Source organism: Carnobacterium sp. CP1 (genome assembly GCF_001483965.1).
GTDB classification, from domain to species: domain Bacteria; phylum Bacillota; class Bacilli; order Lactobacillales; family Carnobacteriaceae; genus Carnobacterium_A; species Carnobacterium_A antarcticum.
In genome coordinates, this window is the sequence record NZ_CP010796.1 from 2,530,492 (window position 1) to 2,556,652 (window position 26,161).

Here is a 26,161-nt window from a genome sequence, read left to right on the forward strand (position 1 = left end):
AGGAATGAAGCGCCCCCGTAAATTGGATTTCAACATCTAACTTATGGAGGCTTTTTTGGTTTTTGGAAGAAAGTAATCTGGCAGTTTTTTTGAGTATCTTGAACAAGAATGTACGTTCGCGTATAATGAAGAGGAAAGGAGGCGAAGAAGGTGAAAATAGGGGTAGTGCAATTTGACGAACCGATCAGAGATACATCAAGAAAAATTATTCACGTAGATATGGATGCCTTCTTTGCCTCTGTTGAAGAAAGGGAACATCCCGAATTAAAAGGACAGCCTATTATTATTGCGAAACATCCGAGATTAACGAGCGGAAAAGGTGTCGTTTCTACCGCTAATTATGTTGCAAGAACATATGGTGTCCATTCTGCTATGAGTGCTCAAAAAGCTTTTGAATTGTGCCCCGATGGAGTCTTTATCCAAGGAAATTATGAGTTATACCGAGAAGTATCAGAAAAAGTCCGTGCGGTTTTTAAGCGGTATACAGATATTATTGAACCACTATCTTTAGATGAAGCTTACCTGGATGTGACTGAAAATAAGCAAGGCTTTAAGAGTGCGACGCATATGGCTTACGCTATACAAAAAGAAGTCTGGGAAAGTGTCCGCCTAACTTGTTCAGCTGGAGTGTCTTACAATAAGTTTATTGCTAAATTAGCCTCGGATTATAAAAAACCAGCTGGTGTTACAGTGATACCACCGGATCAAGCCTTACTCTTTTTAAAAGAATTGCCGATTGAAAAGTTTTATGGAGTCGGTAAAAAAACTGTGGAACGGATGCACGAATTGAAGATTTTTACAGGAGAAGATTTATACCAAAAAGATGAAATGGAATTGATCCATCTTTTTGGCAAGATGGGGTATTCTTTGTACCGTAAAGTTAGAGGAATTGATGATTCACCGGTACGCACGAGTCGTGAAAGAAAATCGGTCGGTAGAGAAAATACGTATGAAAAAAACTTGACCACAGAAAATGAAATAATGGCAGAATTAAGATTTTTAGCAAAAAAAGTCGAACGTTCGTTGCTGAAGGAACAAAAACATGGAAAAACCGTTGTATTAAAAATTCGTTATTCAAACTTTGAAACCGTAACGAAACGAATCACGCTGCCTAATTCGATCAAAGATGCTGAAGAAATTTTTTTCCAGATTCAAAGTTTATGGGATGATATCGGAGAGCTTCAAAAAGGAATTAGGCTTCTAGGGATTACAGTTACGACCCTAGATCCGCTGACATTTGAAAATATTGTTTTGCCGCTTTGGGAAAATGACATCAGAATGTAGGGTTAGCTAAGCGACCCATAGTGCTAAATTGCAATCTCTTTTTCACAAGGGTATAATAAAGACATTAATACAGTTTTACTGGAGTGTTCTATTGAAAGGGGAGCTCAAGAATGAAGGTATCATGGCATGGACAATCGTGTGTACAAGTTTTGACAGATACAGGGTATACTATTTTAATCGATCCGTTTATCACAGGTAATTCTAAGAGTGACTTGAATCCAGAAACAGTAGCAGCAGATGTTATTATTATTACGCATGCACATGCTGATCATATCGGCGATACAGAAGCTATTGCTCACAGAACAGATGCTTTGATTGTTGCAAATGTGGAAATCGCAGAATTTTTCGAATCAAAAAAATTGAAAACACATGGAATGCAGATGGGTGGGAAACATGCCTTTGATTTTGGAGAAATTAAAATGACACTTGCTATTCATGGTTCGTCTTACGAAATAGACGGAAAACCAACGACACTGGGACTAGCTGCGGGTATTATTTTTCATGCTGATGGAAAGACGCTCTATCATGCAGGAGACACCGCTCTCTTTTCTGATATGCAGTTGATTGGAGCCTACAGACCTCTCGATATAGCCTTTTTACCGATTGGGGACAATTATACAATGGGCATTGAAGATGCTACACTAGCAGCATCTTATTTAAAGGCTAAAACGGTTGTTCCGATTCATTACAATACATTCCCTTTGATTGAACAAGACCCGGAGGCTTTTTGTCAAAAATTAGCAGGGAATCAAGGTCGTGTATTAGCTGTAGGAGAAATTTTAGAGGTTTAAAAGAGCAAAAGTTTTTGGAGGGTAGCAAATGGCCACGAAGCACGATCAAATATTAGCTTATATAGAAACTTTACCTGTTGGAGAAAAAATCTCTGTCCGGATCATTGCCAAAAATTTGCGAGTCAGTGAAGGAACGGCCTATCGTGCAATCAAAGATGCACAAAATAGCGGATTGGTTTCTACCATTCAAAGAGTGGGGACCATTCGAATTGAACGGAAAATGAAGGAAAGTATTGAAACCCTCAGTTATGGAGAAGTTGTGAAGATTATCGAAGGAGATATTTTAGGCGGTGAAAAAGGCTTAAATAATGATTTGAATAAATTTATCATTGGTGCAATGACAGACGATGCCATCGTCCGCTACATCACTCCTGGCTCTTTAATGATAGTCGGCAACCGTGAAAGCGTTCAGGAACTGGCTTTGAAAAAAGGCGCCGCTGTTTTGATTACGGGTGGTTTTGATACAAGTGATAAAATTATCAATTTAGCCAACGAATTAGCATTGCCTTTGATCAGTACTACTTATGATACATTTACTGTAGCGACAATGATCAATCGAGCAATGACGGATCAACTGATAAAAAAAGAGATCATTGTCGTTGGAGACATTTATACGAAATTAGAGCAAACAATGTATTTGAATGTAGAAGATACTGTATTGGATTACCGTAAATTAAACGAAAAAAGCGGTCATACTCGTTTCCCGGTAGTCAGTAAAAACTTACGTTTAGTGGGCATTGTGGCTGCTAAAGATATGATTGGAAAAGCTGATCAAATAAGTATTGAACGAGTGATGACCAAAGATCCGACACTTGTAAAAACACATATGAGTGTCGCCAGTGTGGGGCACTTGATGATTTGGGACGAATTAGAAGTCATGCCGGTAGTTGAAGATAATTTGACTCTTATGGGGATTATTTCTAGGCAAGACGTTATGAAAGCTATGCAGTCGGCACAACGTCAACCTCAAGTTGGCGATACGATCGCAGATCAAATCGAAGAACAAATAGAACTAAGCAGTGAAGATCCCGACGACTGGGCTTCAGCCATCCCATCTTACAAGTTTAGTGTAACGCCGCAAATGACGGACTCCGTTGGAACCATTTCATTTGGTGTGTTAAGTGAAATCATAACCAGTTGTGCGAAACGTTCGTTGCTGGTTTATCAGAAACGGAACGCGTTGATTGAACAAATGGATTTGCATTATTTTAAAATGATTCAATTAGAGAGTGTTTTAGAAATCAAACCCAAAGTCTTTGAAATAGGCAGACGTTCGTCAAAGTTTGATATTGAAGTCTATGTTGAAAATGTATTGGTTGCAAAAGCAATCGTTATTTGCCAAATGATGCAAAGAAATTAAAAGGAGCAAGCAGTTATGACACGTTTACCTTATGAAGAAGTCCTAGAGGTTATTAAAACCTATGAAACCATTATTGTTCACCGCCATATGCGTCCTGACCCAGATGCTCTTGGATCACAAGGAGGGCTAGTAGAAATCTTGAAAGCTAGTTTTCCTGCTAAAAAGATCTTGAAAGCTGGTGGGCCAGTCGGAGATTTAGCGTTCTTAGCGACAATGGATGACGTAATGGATAAAGATTACCAAGATGCTTTAGTCATCGTGACAGATACAGCTAATCGGCCAAGAATCAGCGATGAGCGGTATCTCAAAGGCACAAAATTAATCAAAATCGATCATCATCCCAATGACGATGCTTATGGAGATTTTCAAATTGTCAATATAGAAGCGAGCAGCTGCAGTGAAATCATTGTTGATTTTTATACAGCTAATCAGCAGCAGTTAACTATGACAGATGAAGCCGCGCGTTTGTTATACGCGGGAATCGTGGGAGATACAGGGCGATTCCTGTATCCTTCCACAACACCGCATACGATGCGTGTGGCTGCAGGGTTAATGGAATATAATTTTATTCCGAATGAAGTGAACAATCAAATGAATGTCATTTCTCAAAAAGTAGCGAAATTAACCGGCTATGTTTTACAAAACATTGAACTTACTTCTACAGGTGTAGCCAAAGTTATGTTGACTAAAGAAGTGATGGAACGGTTTGGCGTAATGGATACAGAGACATCTTCCATTGTAGCGGTACCAGGAACAATGGAAGGCGTATTGCTTTGGGGAATTTTTGTTGAGCAGCCAGAAGGTCATTTTCGATGCCGCTTAAGATCAAAAGGTCCTGTTATCAATGAAATTGCAAAACTTCATCACGGTGGCGGACATCCTTTAGCTAGTGGAGCAAACGCTAAAAATAGAGCGGAAGTGGATCAAATTATTGCAGAACTAGAGCAAGCTGCACGACTCTGGAGTTAAGAAAAGAAACAAAAAGAGGTTGGGACAAAAGTCCTAACCTCTTTTGCATATCCGAATATTTATTCTAGAACGTGTTCCAAAAAGCAGACCCGACGTCCACTTCACGAATAATGCTCGATGGTCTGTGACCATACTGCGCTTATTCGTTCCAGTGATTCGGGTCTAAACGCTTTTTGTCTCACTCCCTTTTTGTTTCATCTATAGATGTTGGTTTTGTTTCGGGCGGTTTATTAGCGGAAGGATGTTTAACGATATCAATTGTTTCAATGGTGCTGTTTCCTGATTTCATAACCGTAAACGTGTATTCCCCAGAAGTAAGAGTCTCGCCTTCTGCGATATCGTATTTTTCATTCAACATCCAACCGCCGATAGTATCAACATTTTCCTCTTCAATTGAAAGGCCGAACAGTTCATTGATTTCATCGACGAGCATTCTGGCACTTACCCGATAATGATTTTCGCCGACTTTTTTGATCTCAGGCTCATCAACACTTTCATAATCATCACTAATGTCTCCGACAATTTCTTCAACGATATCTTCCATCGAAAGCATTCCGCTGGTTCCACCGTATTCATCCACCAGAATTGCAATTTGGTTTCGTTCTTTTTGCATTTTGACCAGCAATTCTTTAATAGGAATCGTTTCGATGACACGAATAATGGGACGGATATATTTAGAAAAATCAAACGTTTCATAATGATTAGCTTCGACAGCATCAACAAAAGCTGAAAAAATTTCTTTCGTATTAAGCGTTCCTAAGATAATATCTTTATCGCCATCTTGAATAACGGGATAACGAGTGTAACGTTCTTCACTAACTAATTGACTAATTTCTTTCAATGACATATCTGTTGAGACAGTCACCATTTCTGTTCGAGGAACCATGATTTCGCGACTCATTCGATCGTCAAAGGCGAAAACATTTTCAACAAATTGGTATTCATCACGGTTGATTTCGCCGCTTTTTAAACTTTCGCCCATAATGATGCGAAGTTCTTCTTCAGAAACACCTTCGCCAAATTCACTTTTTGTTGGAACTCCTAAAGCCTTGGAAATCGCGTTTGCTAATTTATTTAGAACAAATACAATCGGGTACATTAAACGAAACCAAAATTGTAAAGGTTTAGCTATCATTAACCCGATTTTTTCGGTATTAGTGATAGCGATATTTTTCGGCACGAGTTCCCCAATAACCACTTGCAAAAAAGTTAATACGGTAAAAGACAATACAACAGAAATGATTTTGGAAACAGAAGCTGGAAGGCTGATATTGGAAAAAAGAATATCGAATAAACGCCCGAATGTCGGACTTCCTAACCACCCAATAGCTAGAGAAGTAACTGTAACCCCAAGTTGGGTCGCAGATAGATAGGTATCCAGGTTTTGCGACATGGTTTTTAACAGTTCAGCTTTTTGGTTCCCATTTTCAATCAGAAAATCGAGTCTTGAAGGACGAATGCGGACAAGAATGAATTCTGACATGACAAATACAGCTGCAATCAATAAAATAACAAAAAATAAAATCATACCAGTAGTTATTGACAAATATATGCTTACGTCAACAAAACGTAAGCTTCACCTCCTTGTAATAATACTATCTTGATCCTGAACGACTCGATCCTTCTTACAAAATATTTTCATTTTATAATGAGTAAAAATCCTTTAGAATAAAATAGTTTAAAATATAAAAATAATCAAAAGAAAGTTTTTTTGTATAAATTCGTTTCTTTTGATCCGTTAATAGTTTTATTCTGTTTTCTGTCCCAAAGGATCTCACCTCACTTTTAATGGTTGCTAAAAAATAGTGCATGCCTACACGGTTTTATAGAAAAAAATGGACTTTTTCCATCTTAAAAAAGTCTTATAGGTTTACTTTACCTTAATATGGTAAAATGTTAAAGTAAAAAACTTATTTATTTCTTCATTACAGATAATTATAAGCAAACGCAATTAGCTTTTTACAGCAATAATATCCTACTTTAGTAGGATATTATTGTGCTGCGTAGTTTGATACACTGCTTATAATGGATGCGAAAACAGTTAAAATGAAAATACAAAGGATGACTAATTAAAATGAATGGAAAATTATTTTTTGAAAAGCTAAAAGAACAGCTGAACAAGATTTGGCAGTGGTTACGCCCTTATTTAGCAGCTTTTAGTAAGAGTTTAAAAAGAGCGTGGAAAAATTATCATGTGAAAAAAATTATTATATTACTTGTTTTGATCAGTTCTTTGTTTGGCAGCGGCTATTTATTATACTTAGCTAAAACAGCGAATGTTTCTACTTTGAAAGCTGGACTTGAACAAACGACGACTGTTTATGATATCAATAATGAAGAAGCTGGAACCCTTTATTCTCATAAAGGTACTTTTGTCTCGCTAGAAGAAATCTCTCCTTCTATCCAAGCTTCGGTTATTTCGACGGAAGACAAACGTTTCTATGACCATAAAGGGTTTGATGTGATCGGTATTGCTCGCGCAGCGGTTGGCTTTATCGTAAATCGCGGCAATATCAGCGGAGGCGGAAGTACCATTAGTCAACAGTTAGCCAAAAATGCTTATCTTACATTAGATCAAACATTGATCCGGAAACTAAAAGAATTATTTCTAGCAATCGAAATAGAAAAAGAATATACGAAATCAGAAATTTTAGAAATGTATTTAAACAATTCCTATTTTGGCAATGGTGTCTGGGGAGTGGAAGACGCTTCTCATAAGTATTTTGGAAAACCAGCAACGGATGTTTCTTTATCAGAAGCGGCAACGATTGCCGGTATGCTGAAAGCTCCAACAAACTACAACCCCAAAGATAATATGGAACAAGCTATCGCACGCCGTAATGTCGTGTTAGACTTACTGGTTAAAAACGAAGGTGTTACGGAAGAAGTAGGGGCATCCGCTAAAAAAGAAACCTTGACGTTAATAGACAATTACCAACAAACAAATGGTTATCAATACCCTTATTATTTTGATGCCGTTATCGAAGAAGCTATTAATAAATATGGTCTGGGAGAGGAAGAAATTTTAAACAAAGGGTATAAAATTTATACTTCCTTGAACCAAGATTACCAACAAAGGATGGATCAGGCTTATGCCAACGATTGGCTTTTTACTGATGCAGCCGATGGGACATTATTACAAAGCGGTTCAGTAGCCATGAATCCTCAAACAGGCGGCGTATTTGCTGTTGTTGGCGGAAGGGGCGAACATACTTTTAGAGGGTTTAACCGCGCAACTCAAATCAAACGTCAGCCTGGTTCGATCATGAAGCCATTGGCAGTTTATACGCCCGCACTCGAAGCTGGGTATACGATCAATTCAATGTTGCAGGATGAAAAAAAATCTTATGGGTCAGACGATTATACACCGGAAAATTACACGCGCACCTATGCTGGCGAAGTACCGATGTACCAAGCTGTGGCTCAAAGCTTAAATGCGCCGGCAGTTTGGTTATTAGATAAAATAGGTTTAGAAAAAGGCATCAAGAAAGTTGAAAAATTTGGCATACCGGTAGAGGAAGATGATAAGTATTTAGGTTTAGCATTAGGAGGAACAACAGGTGGAGTTTCTCCATTGCAAATGGCGAGTGCCTACACAACTTTTGCAAATGGCGGGATACGCAGCGATGGATTCTTTATTACTAAAATTGTTGACGCAACTGGCGCGATCATTGTTGACCATACAGAACCGAAAGCTAAAAAAGTCACCAGTCCGGAAGTAGCGGAGCAGATGACGAGTATGTTAATGGGTGTTTTTACAAGCGGAACAGCAAGCAACAATGCTCCGAACGGCTATACCATCGCTGGTAAAACAGGAAGCACGGAAGTATCGTTTAATGAATCTGGCGGAACAACAGATCAATGGACTGTCGGATATACACCGGATGTTGTAGTAGCTACATGGATGGGCTTTGACCAAACAGATGAAAATCATTATATGGGCACAGGAAGCTCTACAGGCGTAGGTCCTTTATTTAAACTGCAGATGGAAAATGTCTTACCCAAAACGCCGCAAACGCCATTTGGCACGCAAAGCGCAGAAACCATTGTCCAGTCTAAATCAGAAGAGCAGCCACAATGGAAAGAGGATCTAAAAGAGAACGTCGATTATTGGAGCGAACAATTTAAAAAAGGTGCTGAAAATTTAAAAGACAAAGCTGGTAAGCTGTTGGATCGCTTAAAAGATCAATAAACGAATAAAAATATTGTGAAAATAAAAGGGATTATTTGGAAAAGAAAATAAAAAATGGTATAGTAAACAGGTGAAGATAAAAATACCGGGAGAGTGATTTAGATGATGGATACGAACATTTATGATACAGCTAACCAACTCGAAAAAGAATTAAGAGAAACGGAAGCTTACGCTGATTTACAAGCAGCTTTTGCAGCCGTTAAAGAAGATCCTGAAGCAAATGAAGTGTTTCAACAATTCCAAGAGATTCAAATGAGTTTGCAACAAAAACAAATGTCTGGTGAAGAGATTTTGGAAGAAGAAATCAAAGAAGCTCAAGAGATGGCATTGAAATCAGGCGAGAACCTTATCATTAAAGATTTAATGGAAGCAGAACAAAAATTAAGCACATTGATTGATGACTTAAACCGTATCATTATGAAACCTATTCAAGATATTTATCAAGGGTAATCTAGTAAAAAAGAGTTCACTAGAGTTTAGCTATTGTAGTGAACTCTTTTTTTATTCATAGAACGGAACATATGTGCCCATTCAAAGATAAAGGAATACAACAAAAAAGAAAAAAATCTGAAGAAAGGATGGATGACAGTGGTTCAATTTATACATGGCGCCGATTTACATTTAGACAGTCCCTTTATTGGTTTGAAATCGATGCCGACTTTTATCTGGGAAGCTATTTACCATTCAACTTTTCAGGCACTCACTAGATTAGTTGATGTGGCTATTGAAAAAGAAGTCGATTTTGTTTGTTTAGTAGGGGATATTTACGATAACGATGACCGCAGTGTAAAAGCTCAAGCTTATTTGAGAAACGAAATGGAACGGTTAAATCAACAAGAAATTCCAGTGTATTTATTGCATGGAAATCATGACTACATAGAAAACCAAGGGTTGCATTTGGAAATGCCGGAAAATGTTACGATTTTTAAGGAACACCCTGAAACGCATTGGTTAACGACTAAACGTAATGAAAAAGTTGCAATAACAGGGTTTAGTTACACAAAACGTTGGGTAAATGAAAGGAAAATCAGTGACTATCCGATAAGATTTGCTGAAGCAGATTACCAAATCGGCTTATTGCATGGCTTTTCTGAAGGTCTGGAATCCGAACATGGGAATTATGCTCCTTTTTCATTGGGGGAATTAAAAAGCAAACAGTACGATTATTGGGCACTCGGACATATCCATAAACGTCAACGATTAGCGATTAACCCCCCAGTCATCTATTCTGGCAACACACAAGGGCGCAGCAGCAAAGAAAACGGACCAAAGGGCTGTGAGTGGGTTACTTTAACGGATACTAAAGAACAAATTGTTTTTTGTCCTACCGCAACGATTCAATGGGAAAAATTAGTGGTCTCTGTTAAAAATAAAAAAACCTTGGAAGACGTTTATCGCTTAATCCAAGAAGCCATTGCAGAGAAAAAAAATGAAGCTTATAATATTTTTCTTTCCATCTTGTTAGAAGATACGGATGAATTGCTCGATGGAGTTAGAAAAAAAGTAGAGCAAGGGGAATTATTAGAAGCATTACAGCAAATAGCCAAAACCAAAACATTTGTATGGGTCTACCAAGTAGGAATGAACGCCGAAGCCCAAGGAACCGCTCAATATATGCAGCTGTTTCCTGAAGAATGGCAGAAGGCTATGGCAGAGATCAAGCAAGAAGCCGTTTTTAATGAGCTGACGAATGTGTTTTTTGATCATGCTGGGGTAGCAGACCTGCTCGATACGAGAGATGAAATGTATCGACAACAAATTTTAGAAAATGCTAAACAACAAGTTCAGTTATTGTTGGGGATCGAAGGAAGTGCTGAAAGTGAAAATTAAGTCTCTCGAAGTCTATGGATTTGGAAAATGGATTGATAAAAAGATTGATCCATTGCAACAACTGCAACTTTTTTATGGAGAAAACGAAGCAGGGAAAACAACCTTAATGGCTTTTATTCATAGTATCTTGTTTGGTTTTCCAACCAAACAAAGTTCAGAATTACGTTATGAACCAAAAAACAGTTCACAATATGGCGGACGACTTGTCGTTTCCGATACACCTTTTGGTGAGGTCATTATTGAACGCATAAAAGGGAAAGCCAATGGAGAAGTGACGGTTACGTTAGCTAACGGTGAAGTTGGATCAGATGCCTTATTGGAAAAAATTGTTAATGGAATAGACAAAGCAACTTACCAAGCGCTATTTTCATTTAATCTATTTGGTCTTCAGAAAATCCAACAAATGAACCGGACTAAATTAAACCGTTATTTTTTAAGTGTAGGAACATTAGGAAATGAACAACTGTTAAAAGTTGCTGACAAGTTTCAATTAGAAGCAGGAAAATTGTATAAACAAACTGGGCGTGTTCCTGAAATCAATCAAAAAATTAAACAAGTAGAAGCAAAAAGAAAACAAGTTCGCTTTGCTAAAGAAAAAAATGATGAATACACAACCTTATATACTCAAAAAGAAGCATTTGAAAACGAAATCGTGTCTCTCAGAAAACGCTCTGTTCAAGCAGAAGAACGGTTGGAACAACTGAATCATCTAGCTACGAACTGGAATCACTTTTCTGAAATGCTGCTCATTCAACAAGAACTCAGTCAACTGACTCTGGCAGAACTGCCAGAAGATGGGTTGTATCAGTTGAATCATTTGAACCAAGCGATTGAGCAAGTGCGGATAGACATTATGCAAGAAAATGAGCGCTCTAAGCACCTGAAAGAAAAAAGCAAACTAACGCAAAGCCAACAGCTTTATTTAACACATAAAGAAAGCATTCAAGAGTTATTTGCTTCATCGGACAACATCAAAGCTATGTTACAAGAAAAAGAATTTATTGAACGCGACATACAAAAAGAAACAAATCTAATGGTGCGAGATAAATTACAACTTGGTTTAAACATTGGGCAGTCTATTCCGCCAGCTCAAACACCTGAACAGAAAAGGGCTTATCAGTTGCTGTATCAAAAAACAAGAGAGTCAGAAGAAAAAAAGCAGGAAGCAGCAGAGAAAACTGCTTTTTTACAGTATCAAAATGAGTCCTTATCCACCCAATTAGATAAAATTGAACCGTTGTTATGGGACAAAGCAACATTACAACAAGTTGAAGAATCCCATCAAAAAAAAGCTGCTCGTAGTCTTCCTGAAAAGCAGATCCAGACAACTGTTCCGTCTGCTAATAAGAAGTTATTAACGGCAGGTTCAGGTATTCTTGTCGGTTTGTTCGCTAGTTTTAGCGGGTTGTTTTTAAGCAATGGGTTCAGCTTATTTTTGGTAGGGTTTGGTCTATTGCTAGTAATCAGCAGTTTATTTTTAGCCATTAAAAAACCGGCTAAAAATAAACTGGCTAAAACAGAGCCTGCTGTTGCTTATACTTACGAAGATTACATCAAACAAATCGAACTTCGAAAACAATGGCGTGATAAATTAGCTGAAATCGATCAAGTCGCTGTTGAATTAAAACAAGCTACAGAAAAAAGTGAAATAATTAGGCGTAAACAACAAGAAAATCAAGAAGAATCCCATAGAATCAATGAACAAAATGGCTATCCCTCATCCTTTTCGATAACAGACTTAGTGAAAAAAGGCGACTTATTTGATTCGTTGCGAGAACGCAATAAAGCTGTTGAAGAGAAAGAGAAGCAGCTGGAACAACTAAACGAAAAATTAGTGGAGTGGAAAGCACAAGTTGATTTTTTAGAACCAGTGATTTTTGTGGATTGGCGGCATTTGCCAGCAGTACTATCAGGTTTTTTACGTTTTTATCAAGAAGCTAAGGGTGACGAACAAGCCCTTGCAGCGTTATCTAAAAAAGAAGAAGAGCACCAAGAACAACTTAAACAGTGGGTGTATAAACAGCGAGAGCTTGAAAACCAACGCAATGATTTATTTCGCTCGGTCAAAGCCAAAAACGAACAAGATTTCCGAAAGAACTATGTTTTATTTGAAGAACGAAAACAAAAGCAAGCTCGTTTGGCATTGCTTAAACAACAAGTATCGGAAGACATCAGCTTACTTGAACAGTACCGAGACCGAACAGATTTACTGGAGGATATAGAAAAAACGAGGAAACAGATTCAGCAGTACAAAAAAACGGAAGAACAACAAATCAATCAAAAAATTAAATGTGAGGTAGCCTTGAACGAATTAGAAAAAGGCGGGGCCTATTCTGTTTTGTTACAAGAATATGCAAATTTAAAAAGTGAATTGCAAGAGTTGGTCAATAAATGGGCTAGCTACAGAGTAGCAGCTGAATTGATCGAACGTGCGCTGACACATGCTCGAAAAGACCGTTTTCCAGAGACTCTTCAAGATACGACCGAGTTTTTCAAACTGTTGACAAATGAGCGTTATCAGCAAGTATTTGTAAAAGACGATAAAATAGAAGTCCAACGACAAGATGGAACTATTTTTGACGCAACGGAACTGTCTCAAGGAACAGCAGAACAATTGTATGTTGCCTTACGCTTTGCTTTTGTTAAAAATGCTAGCGACATCGTTCAATTGCCATTGATGATTGATGACGGATTCGTGAATTTTGATCAAGACCGTAAATCACAGATGATAAAATTGATGAAGCGAATGAGCGAGAAAACGCAAATTTTTTATTTTACTTTTGATAAAGAGGCACTAAGTAATTTTCGAAAAGAGCAGATAGAAATGTTATACTGACTATGACAGAAGAAGAGAGAGGGAGTCGCATGGAAAAAAAGCTATTTGAATACAATGTAGACGATACGTTTGAGATTTATTTATTAATCAAAGCTGCTGATGTTAGAGTAGCTAAAAATGGGAAAAAATTTATTGCGTTCACATTTCAAGATACCAGTGGACAAATGGATGGCAAGTTTTGGGATGCGTCGGAAGACGATATCGCTTCTTTGACTGCTGGCAAAGTGGTTATGCTATCAGGCAAACGAGAACTTTATCAAGGCAATCCGCAAATTAAAATATTTAAGTTGCGGGTTACAAAAGCTGGTGAACCAGATACACCGGAACTTTTTATTGAACGAGCACCTCTGAAAAAAGAAGAAATGATGGAAGAAATCAATGAAACTCTTTTCGAGATCACTAATGCAAATATGAACCGAATTGTTCGCCATCTTTTGAATCATTACCAAAAGGACTTTTTTCAATACCCAGCAGCCAAGCGTTTCCATCATGCTTTTATAGGAGGATTGGCATTTCACACGGTTTCAATGCTAAGAATGGCTAAAACAATTGCTGATCAATATGAAGATATCAATAGGCCATTATTGTTTTCAGGAATCATTCTGCATGATTTAGGAAAAGTAATGGAATTGTCTGGCCCCATTTCAACAGAATACACATTGGAAGGGAACTTGATTGGACATATCGTGATTGTGGACGAAGCAATCACCAAAGCTTGTCAAGTGTTGAAAATAGACGATAAAAGCGAAGATGTGATTCTGCTGAAACATATGATTTTATCTCATCACGGAAAATTAGAATATGGATCACCGGTTCGACCGAAGTTGAGAGAAGCTGAAATTTTATTTATGATCGATAATTTAGATGCCACCATCAATATGCTGAGTGCATCTTTAAGTCGAACAGAACCAGGAGCGTTCACTGAACGTATCTTTGGATTAGATAACCGAACATTTTATAAACCGCAAATAAGCGAAAATAATGAAGAATAAAAAAAGGGAGTGAGACAAAAAGCGTTTAGACCCGAATCACTGGAACGAATAAGCGCAGTATGGTCACAGACCATCGAGCATTATTCGTGAAGTGGACGTCGGGTCTGCTTTTTGGAACACGTTCTAGAATAAATATTCGGATATGCAAAAGAGGTTGGGACTTTTGTCCCAACCTCTTTTTATAAATCAACGTGTTTTATTCAGCTGAACTTTCTGAAGTGGCAGCTGAATCAGCTGTACTTGAGTCTTCAGTACTTGAATCAGCAGGAGCCGATTCAGTAGCAGCAGAATCTTCAGCAGAAGTGTCTTCTGTTGTTGAATCTGCAGTTTGCAAGTAGCTGTCCATAGCTGTAGAAAGATCTTCGTCATTGATAACTACGTTAGCATCTTGCATGATAGAAGAAAGAATAGCTTGGATAGCAGCGCTATCGGCTAACTTAGCTTGCAGCAATTGAGCTTCGATGTTTTTGCGTTCTTCTTTCAATGTTCCTTTTTCTGGTTTTTCGATCATCTTGATGATGTGGTAACCATTAGTTGTTTGGACGGGTTCTGTTGTCATTTCGCCTTCTTTTAACTTCATTGCAGCTTCTTCAAATTCTGGAATCATTTCACCAGTAGAAAAAGTAAGTTCTCCGCCTTTTTCAGCGCTAGCTGTATCTGCAGAATTTTCTTTAGCAAGAGTAGCAAAATCAGCACCATCGTTTAATTGTGTGATCAAATCTTTGGCTTGGTCTTCATCTTCTACAAGAATATGAGCAGCAGTCACTGGTGGTGTATAAGCGTCGTAAGCTGTTTGGATTTCTTCATCTGTAAATTCTGTATTGTCTTTTACAGCTTCTTCAATCAAAAGATTTAATCGAATCGTATCTTTATAAGAAGATTCTGTAAAACCGGATGAAGATAATACGTATTTAAAGGCATCTGCGCCACCGTAAGATTCTTCTTGAGTTTTGTATTCTTTACTAACTTTTTTATCTGTTACAACTTTTCCGTATTTCTCTGACAAAACATCTTCAATGATCAATTGTTGTAGAGTAGAAGACCCCACGTTTGTTTTCATTGCTTCATATAATTCGTCTTGTGAAATTTTACCTGCAGTTGTTGAGGCAACTGTATTATCTGCACAACCAGCAATTGCTAAACCAGCTAACACTGTTGCAGCTGTTAAAATAAGTTTTTTCATTTATAGACACATCCATTCTTTTTTTTCGATGTAACGCAACGTTTACAATCACAAGTATTAATATACCACACTCATTTAAATAAAAAAAACAAAATCGGGAAAACAAAAATAAAGTCTCTTAATCATCACAAAATAATCATATTTAGTAAAAGCAGCTTTCCTAAAAAAAGACCATAAAAAATAGAACAAAATAATAAAATTATTTTGTTCTATTTTTTTAGAAGCTACTGTGCTGGAGTGACGTTTTGGCTTAATGTTTCGATATCATCCGTCAATTTTTGTGTTTGTTCTTGTATCCGTCGCATCCGAGGCTCAGCCTGATAAGTAAACTCTTCAACAGATTCTGTTACCTCTTCTGTAAATTCCTCTGCTAAAGCTTTGCCTTCGTTAGTAAGTTCCGAAATAGCTCCTTTTAATTCGGTTAAACTGTTGGAAACATCATCTACTAGAACGGTTGTATCGTCAATATAGTTCAGCAGAACATCCCTGTTTTCTTCTCCAGAGCGAGGTGTATTCAGTAGAGTATAAGCCCCGCCAACTAATGAACCGAAAATAAGTCCTTTAAAAAAACCGTTTGCCATGATTATTCCTCCATCTCATTTTTTATTGATGCAACAATGGCATCTAATTCTTCAGCTGTATATTTATCTGAATGATCTCCAAAATGAATACTGAAATCATCTCTTGCAGTATAACGCGGCAATAAGTGAATGTGGCTGTGAAAAACAGATTGATAAGCAATAGTGCCATTATTGCTCATGACGTTCATACCTGCGATTTCTGGATTAGATCGTTTGATGGCACGTGCAATTTTCGGGATACGAGAAAAAACCGTTGCAGCCAATTCTTCATCATAATCAAAAATATCCGCGACATGTTTTTTTGGAACCACTAATGTGTGTCCAGGTGTAACTTGCGTCAGATCAAGGAAAGCGACAATATCCTCATCTTCATAAATTTTTCGGCTAGGCAATTCATTGTTGATGATTTTACAAAAAATACAGTCTGTCACAGATATGACCTTCTTTCGTTTTAAAGAATTTATTTAGCGCCCCTTAGTTTTAAAAAACAGTTTGGAGCGAAAAAAGCTTGTTTTGAAAATGTTTACTATTTCATAATAAATGTATCACAAAAACTAAAGAAAGTGAAACCTTAACAAATCGGAAATTGAGAAGGCATGTCGCTTTATCTTATGGTACAATTGTGTAAAATAAAGGAGGCAAACAGCAGTGAGTTTAAAAGTATCGCATATTACAGGCGGCTACAGCCAAATCCCAGTCTTAAAAGACGTCTCTTTTGAAGTTGGGGACGGGAATTTAGTAGGCTTGATTGGTTTGAATGGAGCTGGTAAAAGTACAATGATTAAACATATTATTGGACTAATGCATCCTTCTAAAGGAAAAATAACCATTGATGGACAAACATTATCAGATGACTTAACGGCTTATCGAAAAAAAATCGGGTACATTCCTGAAACTCCAGTACTATATGAAGAACTAACCTTGCGAGAGCATATTGAAATTACCGGCATGGCGTATGATATACCTGCTGAAGCGGCTTTAGAAAGAGCCTCAAAGTTATTAAGAACATTCCGTTTAGATAACAAATTAGATTGGTTCCCAGCTAATTTCTCAAAAGGAATGAAACAAAAAGTAATGATACTGTGTGCTTTTTTAGTAGAGCCGAGTTTATATATTATTGATGAACCTTTTGTTGGTTTAGATCCATTGGGTATTAATGCTTTATTAGAACTGATGAATGGAATGAAACGCCAAGGAGCTTCTATTCTAATGTCTACCCATATTTTGGCGACTGCAGAAAGACAATGTGACAGTTTTATTTTGCTTCACGAAGGGGTCATTCGTGCAGCCGGAACACTAGAAGATTTAAGAAAGACCTTTAATTTACCTCATGCTACATTGGATGAAATCTATCTTCAATTGACTAAAGAAGAGGTTGATCGAAAATGATGAACAGCATTTGGAAAAAAAGAGTGAGTCATCATCAAAAAAAGATGCTTCGTTATTTAAAATATGTTTTAAACGATCATTTTGTGATCGTGTGTCTTTTTTTGTTAGGTGCATTGGGGTATTCTTATTCTGAGTTCCTTAAAACGATCTCGACAGATTTTATGTATGGGCGAATGATCGCTGTGATCCTTTTTACCGGATTGCTGTTTATCGGTAAATTAGCGACTCTCTTACAACCCGCTGATGCGGTCTTTTTACTTCCTAAAGAAAAAAGTTTGAAAGACTATTTATCCTTGGCCAAATGGCACAGTTTTCTGCTGCCAGCCAGTGTGATCATTTTAGGAGTAGGCGTTTTAATGCCATTATTGGTAGCAACGGCTTCATTTGCTTTTACAGATATGCTTTATTTTGTCGTCTATTTGCTGATAATGAAAGACTGTGAGTTTAAAGTGCAACACTTTGAATTTAAATTAGCTTCAACAGCTAAGAGAAAAGAAATTCGCTTTGCCTTTTTGCTGTCAGCATTGATTGGGAATTTTGTAATGCTTTATTTTTCTCTGTTAGCGGGTATTTTTTTCGCTGTCATCGTATACGTTATATGGCATCAGTATGAGAAACGCTTTTTGCCAGCTCATTCTTATCAATGGCAGGCAATGATTAATGCTGAAATGGGACGGATGCAACGCATTTTTCAATTTATTAATTTGTTTACCGACATTCCAGTGTTAAAAACTACTGTAAAAAGACGCCAGTATTTAGATGGTTTATTAAAGAGAATCAAAATAGAACATCAGAGAACCTTCCTGTATTTATACAGTCGGGCTTTTTTAAGAGGGACAGAATACAGTGGGTTATTTGTTCGGCTTAGTTTATTAGCAATAGTATTGGTTTTATTTGTTGAGTCTTTTGTATTGAGCTTATTGCTGGCATTGTTATTTTTGTATTTAACAGGGTTTCAGCTATTGCCGCTGTATTTTCATTTTGACAATATGGCCATGTCTGTTTTATATCCAGTGGATCAAAAACAAAAAATTAAAGCGATGAAAGAAATACTGTTGATTTTACTGCTAACAGAAAGTTGTGGTATCGGTTTAGCTTCTCTGCATGCCTTGCCACTAATGGCTAGTCTAAGCGTATTCTTCTCTTTAGTTTTGTTTAGTGTTCTCTTTAGTCACTTTTACTTACCAGATCGGATTAAAAAAATGGAAAAAACAAGACGGTACTGATAATAGTTAATGAAGTAAAGAAAGCCGTTCGTTAAGAACACAGCATAGTAGCGAGAGGATAATCGCTTATTGTATATTAAAATGGTGAATTATTTGAAAGAGGGAAAATCATGAAAGTTATTTGGAATAATCAACTTGTGGAACGAAGTGCGGTAGTCATTGATATGGAAGATCGAGGTTATCAATTTGCAGATGGGATTTATGAAGTTATCCGTGTATACAACGGATCCTTTTTCACTATGGATAAACATATTGACCGTTTGTTCACCGGTGCAAAAAAAATTGATTTGACATTGCCGTTTACAAAAACAGAGTTGCAAAAAATGTTGTCTGATTTAATTCAAATCAATCAAATAGACACAGGAAATGTTTACTTGCAAGTTACTAGAGGAATTGCAATTCCTAGGAACCATGTTTACCCTGATGTCGCAAATGTTTCCCCAGTCTTTACAGCCTCTACAACGATTGTTCCAAGAAATCAAGAAAAAATGAATTCAGGAATTACAGCTATCACTCTTCCCGATACTCGTTGGCTGCATTGTGACATTAAGTCGATCAGCTTATTAGGAAACATCATGGCAAAAAATGAAGCTTATAAGCAAGGAAAAGAAGAAGCTATTCTTTATCGTGATGGAAAAGTAACAGAGTGTTCGTCTTCTAATGTTTGGATGATAAAAGCCGGCACCGTCTATACTCATCCTGATGGAAACCTTGTTTTACCAGGAATAACTAAAATGGTATTATTGGAAGTTGCTAGAAAAGCTGGCATACTAGTAAAAGAAGAAGCCTTTACTCTTGAACAGCTAAAATCAGCTGACGAAGTCTTTTCCTCTAGCACCACGGCTGAAGCTATGCCGGTTATTGAAATTGACGGAACAGCTGTTGGTACAGGAAAACCAGGTCCGATAGTAAAGCAACTGCAACAGCTTTATTTAGATGCAGTTGAAGCCCAATGTGGTAAGATCCAATAGAATGAACAACACTCAAAAAAGTATGAAACGCAGCCCTGGTTATTCGGGGTTAGCGTTTTTTAGATAGTTAAAAAAGGAGCGTTTTGATGGAAAACCAATTAAATAAAGAACCGACACAGATGGAGCAGGTCATTCCTATTTTAGGCGTGATCATTATGGGAACATTCGTCACGATTTTAAATCAAACTCTAATGAGTACTGCTTTACCTCGTATTATGAGTGAATTTTCGATTACAGCTACACAAGGACAATGGTTAACGACAGCTTATATGTTGATCAATGGAATCATGGTCCCTATCACAGCCTACTTGGTTGATCGTTTTACCACAAGACAGTTGTATATTTTTGCCATGTCTGTTTTTTCAATCGGAACTTTAGTAGCTGCAACTTCTCATGTTTATAGTATGTTGATTATGGGACGGATGATTCAAGCAATTGGAGCCGGGATCGTATTGCCTTTGCAAATGATTGTAGTGCTTTATATGTTTCCAATTGAAAAACGAGGAGCAGCAATGGGATTGATCGGGTTAGCAATGAACTTTGCTCCCGCTATTGGACCGACTTTTTCTGGCTGGGTAGTTCAAAATTACCATTGGAATATGTTGTTTTATTTCATCCTGCCTTTTGCAATTGTAGATGTCATTGTCGCTTTCTTTGTCTTAAAAAATGTTGGGGAAGTCGGACGTCCTAAATTGGACTGGGTCAGTGTTATTTACTCCACTCTTGGTTTTGGGGGCTTGTTATTTGGATTCAGCAATGCTTCTTCTAACCCGTTTTTCAGCGCCATTGTAGCATTGCCGTTAGTTATAGGGATTTTGGCAATCATTTTATTGGTCAAACGGAGCAATAAATCTGAAACACCGCTGTTGAATTTTAAAGTATTTAGTTACCGCGGCTACCGCTTGAATTTGATGATCTCTTTCATTATCACTGCGGGACTGTATGGTGCTATTATTCTGCTTCCAATTTATTTCCAAACGATACGTGGTTTGACCCCCATGCAATCAGGCATGATCTTATTGCCAGGTGCGATCGTTTTGGCTGTAATGAGCCCGATAACAGGTCGGCTTTTTGATAAACATGGCGGGAAAAAGTTAGCTGTTGTGGGTCTATTCTTGATTACGACGACCACTTTATTGATTGGTTTTATCGACTTAGAAACATCGATCAAAACCATTGTTGGTTTGCAAATGATCCGTTCTTTAGGCTTCTCATTAACTTTGATGCCGTTACAAACAGCAGCTTTTAATGCTGTCCCGCTTACAATGGCTTCCCATGCGTCTGCTATGTTTAATACGCAACGTCAATTGGCTGGCTCCATGGGAACGGCTTTATTCATTGTAGTCATGACGCTAGCTTCAAACAGCAGCGCTGCACAAGGTTTGGCCTCAGATAAGTTAGCTGATTTAGCTGGATTTCAAGCAGTCTTTTTGCTTGTCGGGCTGCTTTCTTTTATCGCCTTGGTCATGACGTTTTTTATCAGAGAAAATCCGTTCATACCAGATGAAACGACTATTATTACTAAATCTGAATAATAATGGCAAATTTATTTGATTGAACTGCACCAAATAGAAAACCATGAAATTATTCGATGATTTCATGGTTTTTCTATTTAAAAGGCAACGCTGCAAATGCGTACTTAAAAAAAGAACGTATATGCGCTTGACGGATTCAGAAATTCTATCTAAAATAGGAGTGAACAGAATGATAGATGTCTTTTGTGATATCTGTCATTTTTTTGTCTACTGGAAAAAGTACTTGAATATAAAACAGGGAATGATAGGGTATGGATTTTGAAATAGATTCTGGATGGAAGTTGCATCCAGTTGGTGGTGACACAGGACAAGCATACATGGGAACTAGAGCGGAAGAAAAGCTTTTTTTGAAGCGAAATTCTTCGCCTTTTTTAGCTGCACTTTCTGTCGAGGGCATAACCCCACGTTTAGTCTGGACCAAACGTATAGGTAACGGAGATGTTTTAACAGCGCAAGAATGGTTAAATGGAAGAACTCTTAAAAGCACTGAGATGTCATCTCCTAGTGTTGCACAATTATTAAGTCGTATTCATAATTCTGAACCGTTAAGAAGAATGCTTGCGCGTGTCGGCGGCGAAGAAGTGACTCCGCAGCAGCTGCTGCAAACTTATGAACATGAATTGCCACATGATTTAAAAATTCATCCATTACTAGATAGTATTTTAAAAAAACTGAAAAAAGAAGTAACCGATATGAAGACCGTGGTTCCTAGAGTGTGTCATGGCGACATTTATCAAAAAAATTGGTTGCTATCCGATGAAAATCGGTTGTACTTAGTAGATTGGGATTCAGCGATGTTAGCAGACCCAGCAATGGATTTAAGCATGTTGCTGTTTCAATATGTCGATCGTGCGGATTGGTCAGAATGGTTAGAACATTATGGTGTTACTGTTACAGAAGAATTGATTGAACGAGTGACTTGGTACGCATTAATGAATTACTTAATCCAAACAAAACGCCATCATCATGAAGCAAGATTTTATGAAATGAATAAAGATATTTTAAAGTTGCAAACTCTTTATCAAATGCCAGATACTGAAACAGACTAGAATCCTCTTCGTGATTCCGAAGAGGGTTTTTGTTTTGGAAAATAAAAAATAATAAAATGAAACGAGATAGGGGAATAAAGATGCGTTTAAGAAAAAAACCAGGTGCTCCAGCTAAAATAGCACAGTATCCTCAATACATTGCAAATATGCCTGAAGAATGGGTGGGCAAATGGCATGAACGGTTCAACAACAACCATCCTATCCATATCGAAGTAGGGACTGGAAAAGGCCGCTTCATTATAGAAATGGCAAAACTACATCCTGAAATAAATTACATTGGTATTGAATTACAAGAAAGTGTCATCGTTGCAGCGCTGGATAAGTTAATTGAAGAACAATTGCCTAACATTCAATTGCTGCACGTCAACGGCGGTTCGCTTACACAGTATTTTGCTAAAGGAGAAGTAGATCAAGTTTATTTAAATTTTTCAGATCCTTGGCCAAAAAAACGCCATGAAAAGCGCCGGTTAACATACCGCAGCTTTTTGGAAAATTACGAAGAAGTTTTAGTTCCGGAAGGCGAAATTCATTTTAAGACGGACAATCAGGGGTTATTCGAGTATTCATTAGCCAGCTTTTCTCAGTACGGTATGATTTTAGAGCAAGTGTGGCTGAACCTGCATGAAAGTGATTTTGAAGGAAATGTCATGACAGAGTACGAAGAAAAGTTTTCGAATCGCGGACATCGAATTTATCGAGTAGTTGCAAAATTTCCAAAAAGAAATTAAAAAGCTGAGACCGCTTCTTATAAAAAGAGAAGGTCTCAGCTTTTTCATTGTATTAAATGCGGTAAATATCTAATATACTGCCTGAATAAGCATCCGCAATAAACTCATATTGGACTAAATGGTCTTCTTCCATCCGTGAAACGCCTCCATAATAGACGTCTGTTTTAAGCGCGAACTTTTGAAGAGGGACCTTTTTTAATTCAATCCAGGAACCCTCAATAGGGCCTTCTTTCAAGAATAAGTTTTTAACATTAGTAAGAATGTCATCGCCGTGAATGGCTTTGTTTTTTTGCAGGTAGTGACTTAAAAAGTAGCCACAAGTTACTCCAGCGCCAAATAAAAATCCGCCAACGATAGCGTATGTTGGTGTTTCTTCGCATTTATTTTTCATGATATCCCGCCTTTCGAACAGCTAGTTGCTTCTTTATTAGTATACTACTTATTGAAAAAAAAGTCTTCTATCTTAAAATTAGCCGATGATTAGGGTATAATGATGTTGAACAAGTATTAACAGAAGGAGGGGAAAACATAAAAGCATGAAAACCAGCTTTTATGGATACATAATATGAATACACAAACATTTGAGTTAATCAAAAAAATGACCGAACTGCAAGGAACTAGTGGGTTCGAACACCGTGTTCGCGAAGAAATGCGAAAACAATTAACGCCTTTAGTGGATGAAGTAAAACAAGACGGGTTAGGCGGGATTTTTGGTATCCGCAAAAGCAAAGCAGAAAATGCTCCTAAAATTATGATTGCTGCTCACATGGATGAAGTCGGTTTTATGTTAGCGCGGATTACAGAACAAGGACTTTTTAACGTGGTTCCTCTAGGCGGATGGAATCCTTATGTTGTTTCGGCACAACGGTTCACATTGCAGACAGCAAAGGGAGATTACCCTTGTGTTTCATCTTCTGTGCCGCCGCATCTTTTGAGAGGGAAAGATGGACAAGCAGGGAAACCGGAAATAGGCGATATCCTTTTTGATGCAGGTTTTGATTCTAAAGAAGAAGCCGAAGCTTTTGGTGTTCGACCTGGCGATACTATCGTGCCCGATGTTGAAACGGTTAAGATGGCCAACGGCAAAAAAATACTTGGGAAAGCTTGGGATAATCGTTATGGAACGACTGTCGTGATAGAAGCGCTCAAAGAGTTGATGGGTGAAGAATTGCCAAATACTTTGATTGCTGGAGCAAACGTTCAAGAGGAAGTCGGCTTACGAGGAACTAAAGGAGCGGTTCATCAATTCAAACCTGATTTATTTTTTGCTGTTGATTGTTCTGCTGCCGATGACTTGACGGGTGATAAAGCGAATTTTGGACATTTAGGCGAAGGATTTTTACTGAGAATCCAAGATCCAGGTATGATCACGTTGAAAGGTATGCGTGAATTTTTATTGGATACAGCTGAGACTCACAATATTCCTTATCAATATTTTGTTTCTAAAGGCGGAACAGATGCTGGTGCGGCTCATGTTATGAATAATGGAGTTCCCAGCGCAGTAATTGGTGTGTGTGCACGTTATATCCATACTCATCAAACGGTTTTTCATATTGATGACTATGCTGCAGCTAAAGAAATGGTTCTTCAAATTGCCCGTACGTTGGATCGCAGTACATTTGAAACCATTATGAAAAACAATTAAATCAATAAAAGGAGTGCGAAAATGAAAAAATTAGCAACCGTTGAAGAATTTGATTTGCTTACACAAGCCGATAAAGTGGTATTCTTTTTCACGGCAGACTGGTGTGGCGATTGTACATTTATAAAACCAGTCATGCCAGAAATTGTTGAAAGCTATCCTGAGGTTCAGTTTATTGAAGTGGATCGAGACCGTTTTATTGATTTGTGTGGAGAATTAGCTATTTTTGGTATTCCCAGTTTTGTAGCTTTTGAAAAAGGGCAAGAAGTTGGACGCTTTGTCAGCAAAGATCGTAAAACAAAAGAGGAAATTGAAGCTTTTATCGAAACATTGTAATATACTAAGCTTATCTAGCACCATATAAATTATAAGGAGATGAGGATATGTTACAAGATACTCAACAATACGCTCATATTTTAGTTGCTGTTGATGGAAGCGATTCTGCTAAAGAAGCTTTTGAACAAGCTGTTGAAATCGCTAAACGAAATCATAGTGAGTTAGTTATTGCACATGTCATTGATACGCGTTCTTATAATATGGGGATTGAAAGCGCCAGTTTTGACGTTCTTGAATTTGATCTAACTGAAATGGAAAAGCTGTTGAAAGAATATGGCGATAAAGCTAAAGCAGCAGGTTTAGATAAAGTAACGACGGAACTTGTAAAAGGGTCTCCGAAAATAGAGTTAGCAAAAGATATCCCTGAACGACACCGTAGTGATTTGATCGTTGTTGGAAAAACAGGGTTGAATATGGTTGAGCGCTGGATGATTGGAAGCGTTAGTGAATACATTATTCGACAAGCTCCATGCGATGTCTTAGTAATAAGAAATACAGAAAAAGGATGAGAAAATTACATGATAATAAGCAGTTACAATAGGGATGGCATAGGGGACACATTAATCTTAATGACAGGAAAAAGTGTGTTTGCAGAACAAGGATTTGAAACAAAAGAAAATATTACACGCATCTTTAAATCAGAAACAGGCGAAACGATTGGCTTTAACTTCTTCCAAGTGTCAGATGTGCTTCAACTTGAAGGGAAAGGGCCTGTGACATTAACAACGGAACAAGTGGATCAATTAAATAACTGCTTATCAAAAGCCGGTTTTAATGAACAGCTAGTAGCGGACACAACTCCTAAGTTTGTGGTTGGTGAAGTAAAAGAATGTGTGCCTCATCCAGATTCTGATCACCTTTCTATTACACAAATAGAAGTAGATCAAGAACAAGTGATTCAAATTGTTTGCGGCGCAGCGAATATTGCTAAAGGGCAAAAGGTCGTTGTGGCTAAAGTAGGTGCTATGATGCCAAATGGTTTGATTATTTGGGATGGCGAGTTAAGGGGAGAACCAAGTCACGGTATGGTTTGTTCAGCTAAAGAACTAGGCATAGAAAACCCGGAAGCGACAAAAGGTATTTTAGTTTTACCTGGATCAGCTGTAACAGGAGAAGCATTTCAAATGAACTAAATAAATGAAATAAGATAAGACAGTAGTGCAATAATGACTACTGTCTTATTTCGTTTTCATATTTATTCTAAACAAATGAGTAAGATTAGCCCTACAATGCCTTTGATATTTGTGTTAAACTAAGACACGAAACT

24 protein-coding genes are annotated in these 26,161 nt (G+C 37.6%); 19 read left to right on the plus strand and 5 right to left on the minus strand.

The window, feature by feature from the left end:
* The first annotated feature begins 150 nt into the window (after positions 1 to 150).
* The 4 genes from dinB (at position 151) to NY10_RS11995 (ending at position 4,404) form a co-directional block, all read left to right on the plus strand.
* Positions 151 to 1,284 (plus strand): DNA polymerase IV, encoded by a 1,134-nt coding sequence (dinB, locus tag NY10_RS11980; protein ID WP_058920148.1) that lies wholly within the window; start codon positions 151 to 153, stop codon positions 1,282 to 1,284.
* Positions 1,285 to 1,394: 110 nt separating this feature from the next.
* The gene (locus NY10_RS11985; protein WP_058920149.1) at positions 1,395 to 2,075 is read left to right on the plus strand and encodes a metal-dependent hydrolase; all 681 of its coding nucleotides are present in this window, start codon (positions 1,395 to 1,397) and stop codon (positions 2,073 to 2,075) included.
* 28 nt (positions 2,076 to 2,103) lie between these two features.
* Positions 2,104 to 3,435 (plus strand): DRTGG domain-containing protein, encoded by a 1,332-nt coding sequence (locus tag NY10_RS11990; protein WP_058920150.1) that lies wholly within the window; start codon positions 2,104 to 2,106, stop codon positions 3,433 to 3,435.
* 15 nt (positions 3,436 to 3,450) lie between these two features.
* Positions 3,451 to 4,404, plus strand: coding sequence for a DHH family phosphoesterase (locus NY10_RS11995; protein WP_058920151.1), 954 nt, complete (start codon positions 3,451 to 3,453; stop codon positions 4,402 to 4,404).
* A gap of 178 nt (positions 4,405 to 4,582) precedes the next feature.
* On the opposite strand, the gene NY10_RS12000 is transcribed toward NY10_RS11995, so the two are convergent.
* Positions 4,583 to 5,950, minus strand: coding sequence for a hemolysin family protein (locus NY10_RS12000; protein WP_082664249.1), 1,368 nt, complete (start codon positions 5,948 to 5,950; stop codon positions 4,583 to 4,585).
* 528 nt (positions 5,951 to 6,478) lie between these two features.
* Here NY10_RS12000 and NY10_RS12005 point away from each other — a divergent pair.
* The 5 genes from NY10_RS12005 to NY10_RS12025 all read left to right on the plus strand — a co-directional run bounded on the left by NY10_RS12005 (position 6,479) and on the right by NY10_RS12025 (position 14,254).
* A complete protein-coding gene (locus NY10_RS12005) occupies positions 6,479 to 8,596 on the plus strand; it encodes a PBP1A family penicillin-binding protein (protein WP_058920152.1) in 2,118 nt (705 codons plus the stop codon).
* Between the two features lie 105 nt (positions 8,597 to 8,701).
* On the plus strand, positions 8,702 to 9,046 hold the full coding sequence (locus NY10_RS12010) for a YlbF family regulator (RefSeq protein ID WP_058920331.1): 345 nt from the start codon (positions 8,702 to 8,704) through the stop codon (positions 9,044 to 9,046).
* A gap of 132 nt (positions 9,047 to 9,178) precedes the next feature.
* The gene (locus NY10_RS12015; protein WP_231726745.1) at positions 9,179 to 10,426 is read left to right on the plus strand and encodes a metallophosphoesterase family protein; all 1,248 of its coding nucleotides are present in this window, start codon (positions 9,179 to 9,181) and stop codon (positions 10,424 to 10,426) included.
* Complete coding sequence (locus tag NY10_RS12020; RefSeq protein WP_231726746.1) at positions 10,416 to 13,262, plus strand: ATP-binding protein; 2,847 nt, start codon at positions 10,416 to 10,418, stop codon at positions 13,260 to 13,262. Before NY10_RS12015 ends, NY10_RS12020 begins: the two co-directional genes overlap by 11 nt.
* A gap of 29 nt (positions 13,263 to 13,291) precedes the next feature.
* The gene (locus tag NY10_RS12025; protein ID WP_058920154.1) at positions 13,292 to 14,254 is read left to right on the plus strand and encodes a 3'-5' exoribonuclease YhaM family protein; all 963 of its coding nucleotides are present in this window, start codon (positions 13,292 to 13,294) and stop codon (positions 14,252 to 14,254) included.
* 196 nt (positions 14,255 to 14,450) lie between these two features.
* Here NY10_RS12025 and NY10_RS12030 read toward each other — a convergent pair whose 3' ends face one another.
* The 3 genes from NY10_RS12030 to NY10_RS12040 form a co-directional block, all read right to left on the minus strand.
* Complete coding sequence (locus tag NY10_RS12030) at positions 14,451 to 15,437, minus strand: peptidylprolyl isomerase (RefSeq protein ID WP_058920155.1); 987 nt, start codon at positions 15,435 to 15,437, stop codon at positions 14,451 to 14,453.
* Positions 15,438 to 15,661: 224 nt separating this feature from the next.
* A complete protein-coding gene (locus tag NY10_RS12035; RefSeq protein ID WP_058920156.1) occupies positions 15,662 to 16,018 on the minus strand; it encodes a YtxH domain-containing protein in 357 nt (118 codons plus the stop codon).
* 2 nt (positions 16,019 to 16,020) lie between these two features.
* Positions 16,021 to 16,449 carry an HIT family protein gene (locus NY10_RS12040; RefSeq protein WP_058920157.1) on the minus strand — a complete coding sequence of 143 codons (429 nt, stop codon included), beginning with the start codon at positions 16,447 to 16,449 and terminating at the stop codon, positions 16,021 to 16,023.
* 217 nt (positions 16,450 to 16,666) lie between these two features.
* Between NY10_RS12040 and NY10_RS12045 the strand changes: the two genes are divergently transcribed.
* From NY10_RS12045 to trmB, 6 genes are all read left to right on the plus strand, one after another.
* Positions 16,667 to 17,407 carry an ABC transporter ATP-binding protein gene (locus NY10_RS12045; protein ID WP_058920158.1) on the plus strand — a complete coding sequence of 247 codons (741 nt, stop codon included), beginning with the start codon at positions 16,667 to 16,669 and terminating at the stop codon, positions 17,405 to 17,407.
* Positions 17,404 to 18,633 (plus strand): ABC transporter permease, encoded by a 1,230-nt coding sequence (locus NY10_RS12050; protein ID WP_058920159.1) that lies wholly within the window; start codon positions 17,404 to 17,406, stop codon positions 18,631 to 18,633. The genes NY10_RS12045 and NY10_RS12050 overlap by 4 nt, the downstream gene beginning before the upstream one ends.
* Before the next feature lie 110 nt (positions 18,634 to 18,743).
* Entirely contained in the window at positions 18,744 to 19,604 is an 861-nt protein-coding gene (gene dat, locus NY10_RS12055) for a D-amino-acid transaminase (RefSeq protein WP_058920160.1), read from the plus strand.
* 86 nt (positions 19,605 to 19,690) lie between these two features.
* On the plus strand, positions 19,691 to 21,139 hold the full coding sequence (locus tag NY10_RS12060; protein WP_082664251.1) for an MDR family MFS transporter: 1,449 nt from the start codon (positions 19,691 to 19,693) through the stop codon (positions 21,137 to 21,139).
* 251 nt (positions 21,140 to 21,390) lie between these two features.
* Complete coding sequence (locus NY10_RS12065; RefSeq protein WP_058920161.1) at positions 21,391 to 22,188, plus strand: phosphotransferase family protein; 798 nt, start codon at positions 21,391 to 21,393, stop codon at positions 22,186 to 22,188.
* An 80-nt stretch (positions 22,189 to 22,268) separates the two neighbouring features.
* On the plus strand, positions 22,269 to 22,916 hold the full coding sequence (gene trmB, locus NY10_RS12070; protein WP_058920162.1) for a tRNA (guanosine(46)-N7)-methyltransferase TrmB: 648 nt from the start codon (positions 22,269 to 22,271) through the stop codon (positions 22,914 to 22,916).
* A 52-nt stretch (positions 22,917 to 22,968) separates the two neighbouring features.
* Here trmB and NY10_RS12075 read toward each other — a convergent pair whose 3' ends face one another.
* Positions 22,969 to 23,307, minus strand: coding sequence for a PepSY domain-containing protein (locus tag NY10_RS12075; protein ID WP_058920163.1), 339 nt, complete (start codon positions 23,305 to 23,307; stop codon positions 22,969 to 22,971).
* Between the two features lie 174 nt (positions 23,308 to 23,481).
* Between NY10_RS12075 and pepA the strand changes: the two genes are divergently transcribed.
* Genes pepA through ytpR form a run of 4 tightly spaced genes read left to right on the plus strand, consistent with a single transcriptional unit; the run spans position 23,482 to position 26,027 of the window.
* Positions 23,482 to 24,561, plus strand: coding sequence for a glutamyl aminopeptidase (gene pepA, locus NY10_RS12080; RefSeq protein ID WP_058920164.1), 1,080 nt, complete (start codon positions 23,482 to 23,484; stop codon positions 24,559 to 24,561).
* Between the two features lie 21 nt (positions 24,562 to 24,582).
* A complete protein-coding gene (locus NY10_RS12085) occupies positions 24,583 to 24,894 on the plus strand; it encodes a thioredoxin family protein (protein WP_058920165.1) in 312 nt (103 codons plus the stop codon).
* Between the two features lie 47 nt (positions 24,895 to 24,941).
* Entirely contained in the window at positions 24,942 to 25,403 is a 462-nt protein-coding gene (locus NY10_RS12090) for a universal stress protein (RefSeq protein ID WP_058918062.1), read from the plus strand.
* A gap of 12 nt (positions 25,404 to 25,415) precedes the next feature.
* A complete protein-coding gene (gene ytpR / locus NY10_RS12095; RefSeq protein WP_058920334.1) occupies positions 25,416 to 26,027 on the plus strand; it encodes a YtpR family tRNA-binding protein in 612 nt (203 codons plus the stop codon).
* The last annotated feature ends 134 nt before the right edge of the window (positions 26,028 to 26,161 follow it).

What these genes read in the sequence shown, in the direction of transcription:
- NY10_RS11985 (WP_058920149.1), top strand. Translation starts at nt 1,395, where the DNA reads ATGAAGGTATCATGGCATGGACAATCGTGTGTACAAGTTTTGACAGAT.
- NY10_RS12075 (WP_058920163.1), bottom strand. Translation starts at nt 23,307, where the DNA reads ATGAAAAATAAATGCGAAGAAACACCAACATACGCTATCGTTGGCGGA.
- NY10_RS12065 (WP_058920161.1), top strand. Translation starts at nt 21,391, where the DNA reads ATGGATTTTGAAATAGATTCTGGATGGAAGTTGCATCCAGTTGGTGGT.
- NY10_RS11990 (WP_058920150.1), top strand. Translation starts at nt 2,104, where the DNA reads ATGGCCACGAAGCACGATCAAATATTAGCTTATATAGAAACTTTACCT.
- trmB (WP_058920162.1), top strand. Translation starts at nt 22,269, where the DNA reads ATGCGTTTAAGAAAAAAACCAGGTGCTCCAGCTAAAATAGCACAGTAT.
- pepA (WP_058920164.1), top strand. Translation starts at nt 23,482, where the DNA reads ATGAATACACAAACATTTGAGTTAATCAAAAAAATGACCGAACTGCAA.
- NY10_RS12035 (WP_058920156.1), bottom strand. Translation starts at nt 16,018, where the DNA reads ATGGCAAACGGTTTTTTTAAAGGACTTATTTTCGGTTCATTAGTTGGC.
- NY10_RS12005 (WP_058920152.1), top strand. Translation starts at nt 6,479, where the DNA reads ATGAATGGAAAATTATTTTTTGAAAAGCTAAAAGAACAGCTGAACAAG.
- dat (WP_058920160.1), top strand. Translation starts at nt 18,744, where the DNA reads ATGAAAGTTATTTGGAATAATCAACTTGTGGAACGAAGTGCGGTAGTC.
- NY10_RS12060 (WP_082664251.1), top strand. Translation starts at nt 19,691, where the DNA reads ATGGAAAACCAATTAAATAAAGAACCGACACAGATGGAGCAGGTCATT.
- NY10_RS12030 (WP_058920155.1), bottom strand. Translation starts at nt 15,437, where the DNA reads ATGAAAAAACTTATTTTAACAGCTGCAACAGTGTTAGCTGGTTTAGCA.
- NY10_RS12050 (WP_058920159.1), top strand. Translation starts at nt 17,404, where the DNA reads ATGATGAACAGCATTTGGAAAAAAAGAGTGAGTCATCATCAAAAAAAG.
- NY10_RS12025 (WP_058920154.1), top strand. Translation starts at nt 13,292, where the DNA reads ATGGAAAAAAAGCTATTTGAATACAATGTAGACGATACGTTTGAGATT.
- NY10_RS11995 (WP_058920151.1), top strand. Translation starts at nt 3,451, where the DNA reads ATGACACGTTTACCTTATGAAGAAGTCCTAGAGGTTATTAAAACCTAT.
- NY10_RS12010 (WP_058920331.1), top strand. Translation starts at nt 8,702, where the DNA reads ATGGATACGAACATTTATGATACAGCTAACCAACTCGAAAAAGAATTA.
- NY10_RS12015 (WP_231726745.1), top strand. Translation starts at nt 9,179, where the DNA reads ATGACAGTGGTTCAATTTATACATGGCGCCGATTTACATTTAGACAGT.
- NY10_RS12085 (WP_058920165.1), top strand. Translation starts at nt 24,583, where the DNA reads ATGAAAAAATTAGCAACCGTTGAAGAATTTGATTTGCTTACACAAGCC.
- NY10_RS12090 (WP_058918062.1), top strand. Translation starts at nt 24,942, where the DNA reads ATGTTACAAGATACTCAACAATACGCTCATATTTTAGTTGCTGTTGAT.